This window comes from Methanospirillum sp. (genome assembly GCF_028679455.1).
In the GTDB taxonomy this organism is placed as follows: Archaea; Halobacteriota; Methanomicrobia; order Methanomicrobiales; family Methanospirillaceae; genus Methanospirillum.
Window position 1 is genome coordinate 1 of the sequence record NZ_JAJRBM010000215.1, and the last position, 4589, is coordinate 4589.

The following is a 4589-nucleotide window of genomic DNA, read 5'->3' on the forward strand; positions in this document are numbered from 1 at the left end:
ACCGAGTTCTTCATCCGGCGAACCCCTTTTTATCTTAAAATAGGGATATTCTCCGGTGGCCGGATCTTCATGTACATCAATCGAATCTACGTGAATTGGCTTTCTGGTGATGATAATATCCCGGGCAAATTGTTCCAGGTCTGGTTCGGAACCTTCAACAACAATACCTACATCATATCCTTCCAGATTTTGTACATAGCCGGTAAGATGATGGATTCTTGCTATCTGTTCCACGATATCCCGGTAACTTACCCGTTGCACATACCCTTTCACCAGGATGGTGTACCGTATTGATTGGTTAGAAACTCCTGTTGAAGGTGTCATGAAATCTCAGTTTGTTATAGTGCAAAGCATAAAGTTTTAAATAATCGAAGTGAAACGAAGATTATTTCAGAACTTACTATTCATAAGCGCTTCATAGTATTACGCAAACGTTCTGGATTATTCCAGAACATTTTGTATTATACTATATATTGCTCTCTGATAGCAGATGAATATGAAGGCTGTCTTTAGTCAGACTGATCTTCTCACTTTCACATCGCTGACGTCATATACGATGATAATCAAATAACTCCCTGAGTTCATGGAAAATAAGTACGAGATATCCTCTTCCCTGCAATCACTACTCGATCATATTGAAGAATACCTCGGGACTTCTATCTCCCTTCAGAGGAAACAGGATGCTCCCAGAAAAGGAGTTCTTCTTGATCAGTACAGTTTCCAGGGTTCGCGGAATGTGATAGCATTCTCAAACCAGCAGATTGGTATGCTGAAAGATTTTGTTATCGCTCAAAATGCCATAAAGCTCCTTCTCAGAGGTGCTGCGGCAAAGAATAATGCGTATAAAGTGTTATCGTTTGATGCGAATTCCGCAACTTCCGGTATGGAACAGATCTATCTTGATGTATTAAAAGACGAAAAAACCCGTCATCTGGATTTTTGGATCAAGAAAAAGTTAATGTTTTATCTCTACATGCTTTTTCACGAGTCCATTATCGATCTCCCCTGGAATCTGCTTGCGAATGTGGTTGTCGCCAAACTCTGTCCGGTGATGCGAAACGCGCAAGTCTACTATCTTATGAAGGAGAGCATGCGTGATATGCATGATCTGGTATCTTTCAAGGATTATATTCCCCGGCGGTATTTTGTCATGCATAACGGCATGTTCTTTGCCCGTGATCTCATGCTTGGCGAGGTCATGAGTGAAATGAAACTCAACCCGATGATAAATATCCCGGAACTGAAGAAGTTCAAGAATCTCAACCTGATGGAGATGCTTACCCACCGATGGCAGAAAAATCCCTGGTACCAGACGAAACTGGTCGGAGATGCGATGGTCAATATCCTGAAAGAACTCAAGGTTGCATCAAGCTGTGAACGTCCGCGTCCTGAAACCTATTTCCAGATATATCAATTTGGCGAGGAAATAACAAACCGGTGGATTCGGCTCATGCAAATAGAAAAATATTACTTCTGGGAATCTCCTGCACACCAGTCACAGGCACTCAAAAACCAGGACGAATTTGAGAAAGAAGCCAGAATGTCTATCTTTGGAGAAGTTTAACCTATAAGCAGAGTAGCCGTGTTAGACCGGATATTGGTATTCATCAGCAATCACCGGGGTACTATCGAAACCGGCAAGGTTTTGCTTATTGCATTGCTTGCCCTGGTTTCACTGTTCGCTTCCATCTATGTCCTCTGGGCAAGTCCCTGGACTGGTTTTCGGTTTATCTATGTTTTTATCCCCCACCTGTATCTCATCCCTATTATTCTTCTGGCACTCTGGTATCCCAAATCCGGTATCCGGCTGATTGGAATTATCCTGGTCTCCATCATCTCATTCTGGATTTTTGCCGAGATATTTGGTTACCAGTTCAGTATCTCGTTTGTTATGCTGTATACGGGCCTTGATCTGGCAACAATCATGGTTCTTCTGCTCTATGTCAAGGATCGGCGGCTGGTTGAGGCAGTACTGACTGATTTGATCGAAAGGAGTGAAAAAACTGCTTCATCGGATCGGTTTTACGGGGAGTTTGAAGCAATAATAAGTGCCCTGAAAAGCCCGGATGAACATGACCGGGAAGAAGCAGTGGATGCACTTTCGGGATTATCTGATGAACGGGCAATTCTTCCCCTTATCAGGTCTCTCCAGGATGAAAGCCCTTATGTACGGAGGGCTGCTGCGGAAGCACTGGGAAAAAGCAGCTCACATAAACCGGTGAAATCCCTGATCCAGGTTTTAACCGACCAGGATCGGTATGTCCGGGAAGCAGCCGCAGAAGCCCTCGGTCACCTGGGGAATTATGCAATTCCCGATCTCCTGAAAAACCTGGGAAATGAGGACTGGAGGATCAGGATCGGATCGGTGATTGCACTCCGTGTATCCTCCGGTTCATTACCTTCCCTGGATCCGGTGATATTGGTATTGTCTGATCCCTCTCCGTATGTCCGGAGAGAAGCAGTAAAAACCCTTGGCCGGATAGGAGATCAATCGGTTGTGCCGTACCTGGTGCAGGCAACGAAGGATAACGATCCCGGGGTTCGTCTCCGTGCTGTTCGCGCCGTGGCAAAACTGGGAAAACCTGAAGAAGTCGTGATAATTCTCAAACGCTGTTTGCAGGATTCAGATAGTGCTGTCCGCGTTCGGGCAACGGAGGAACTAAAAAATATAGACGAAGGGAAGATATAAACCAGACCATTGATTTCTGTTCATCCTCTTTAATTGGTGTTTTCTCTTCTTCACCTGAGCAATTCTTCATTCTGGGTTGTGAGAATAAGATATACCGGAGTTTATCCTCTATAGATGTTTCATAAATGGTTTGAATTCTGGGATTATATCCTTCTTTTTGGTTGGTGAGGATATCTACATTATATCTGGTGTCGGATATAAAAATATGGGTCTCTCTCTTTTAATATTATTCACTCGGAAATATACCCAAATAGAGAATGTAAATATCTTTTTGTGTCCTAATAGGCAATACTTATATTGTATAAATACAGATATGACTTCATTGGAGGGTAGTATGCAAAAAGATGACGCATTTACCGGTTTGGAAGCAGCAATAATTGTGATAGCTTTTGTGGTTGTGGCTGCAGTGTTTGCTTATACGGTATTGGGATCCGGGTTCTATGTTACTCAGGAGTATCAGACACAGGTTCATGCAGGACAGCAGTCCTCGCAGTCTTCATTGTACCAGCAGGGAGGATTGTATGGAACATTATACGATTCCGGGACATATAAAGGGCAGTTACAGACGTTGACATTCTCGATTTACATTCCGGATACCGGGCTGGATCAGGATCTTACCGAAATGATCATATCATACACGGAGAGTAATATTCAGACTCCGAAAGATTATGAATGGGCTGAAACTGATCTGAATGATGGTCACCATTTCTATACCGATGGAATAAAACTACTTAAAGCAGGTCAGAATTGTAAAGTGAAACTGTCAGATGTTCAGGGCCCTTCGGCCGGAGGCTGGTTCTCGATTGAGTTAAGACCAAAGAGAGGATCCCCCACAGTTATAAAGCGGTACCTTGCTAGTGGATATGAGGGTGGGTCAATTTATTAATTCTATTTTTAAAAATCTATATTATTCTTCTTTTAAATATATATTCCCATCGACAGGTATAAGTGCTAATACTTCCTATAAAGTGGATGTCCCGGGTGAACCGGGAGTGGTGAAGTATATGAAGAAAGATTCAGCATTTACTGGTCTTGAAGCGGCAATTGTGCTTATTGCATTCGTTGTCGTTGCAGCAGTCTTCTCATATGTTATGCTGGGCGCAGGGTTCTTTGCAACCCAGAAGTCCCAGGAAGTGACCTATGCAGGTATGAAACAGTCGACCTCTAACATCATTCTTGATGGACAACTCTATGGTAGTATGAATGCCGGAGGGACCTCGATGACTGCTTTAACTTTCTATATCAAGGTTCCGGAAGCTGGCGAAACTCAGGATCTTAAGTACGTAACCTATCTCTGGACAAAGGAGAATTTAGAGGTTCAGGAGCTTGCATCAACTGGAATTACTCCAGATACAGGTAAACTTAATCCAGGCGGACGTAAGAAAGTTACACTGACCGTACCCAACGGTAATTTACCAGGAGCTGGTGAACGGTTTACATTAGAAATTAAACCAAAGACTGGTGCAGCAACCCTTATATCCAGAACTCTTGCAGACGGATATAACGGTGGAATCATCATCTGATCCCATCTCTTTTTTGTTTTTTCTGATTTCGCTTTATTCCGAAAAGTTAAAAGATATATAAAAATAATGATATCTAATGATATCATTCTCTAAAAATAAAGAATTATTTCTGTTAATTAGTGTTTTTTGTTTTAGTTTTTGTATTTCTCTTTTGGTAACCTCACCGGCTATATATATAAATGATGAATGGATTAGTGCTAATCAATTGTTTCAACTCTATTCTGGTGACCAATTATTAGAAAATGAAGGAAAATATGGTTATCTATTTACTGGTGAGATGACAAATTACTTCGCTTTTCGTGGGAATTCGTTAGCATATAGTTTATTTCTTCCTGTTATTTCAGTCATACCCATGTGGGTATTTGCCCATGTAGGGA

5 protein-coding genes are annotated in these 4589 nt (G+C 42.1%); 4 read left to right on the forward strand and 1 reads right to left on the reverse strand.

The features are described 5' to 3' along the window. Nucleotides 1-324: acylphosphatase (locus tag LUQ50_RS07120; protein WP_300038297.1), on the reverse strand; the 324-nt coding region annotated here is incomplete at its 3' end. Between the two features lie 259 nt (nucleotides 325-583). Here LUQ50_RS07120 and LUQ50_RS07125 point away from each other — a divergent pair. From LUQ50_RS07125 to LUQ50_RS07140, 4 genes are all read left to right on the forward strand, one after another. Then, nucleotides 584-1564 (forward strand): hypothetical protein, encoded by a 981-nt coding sequence (locus LUQ50_RS07125; RefSeq protein ID WP_300038300.1) that lies wholly within the window; start codon nucleotides 584-586, stop codon nucleotides 1562-1564. An 18-nt stretch (nucleotides 1565-1582) separates the two neighbouring features. Further along, the gene (locus tag LUQ50_RS07130) at nucleotides 1583-2689 is read left to right on the forward strand and encodes a HEAT repeat domain-containing protein (protein WP_300038303.1); all 1107 of its coding nucleotides are present in this window, start codon (nucleotides 1583-1585) and stop codon (nucleotides 2687-2689) included. Between the two features lie 334 nt (nucleotides 2690-3023). Next, the gene (locus LUQ50_RS07135) at nucleotides 3024-3575 is read left to right on the forward strand and encodes an archaellin/type IV pilin N-terminal domain-containing protein (protein ID WP_300038306.1); all 552 of its coding nucleotides are present in this window, start codon (nucleotides 3024-3026) and stop codon (nucleotides 3573-3575) included. Nucleotides 3576-3693: 118 nt separating this feature from the next. After that, nucleotides 3694-4212: a flagellin gene (locus LUQ50_RS07140; RefSeq protein WP_300038309.1), complete on the forward strand. Its 519-nt coding sequence runs from the start codon at nucleotides 3694-3696 to the stop codon at nucleotides 4210-4212. Nucleotides 4213-4589: the final 377 nt, after the last annotated feature.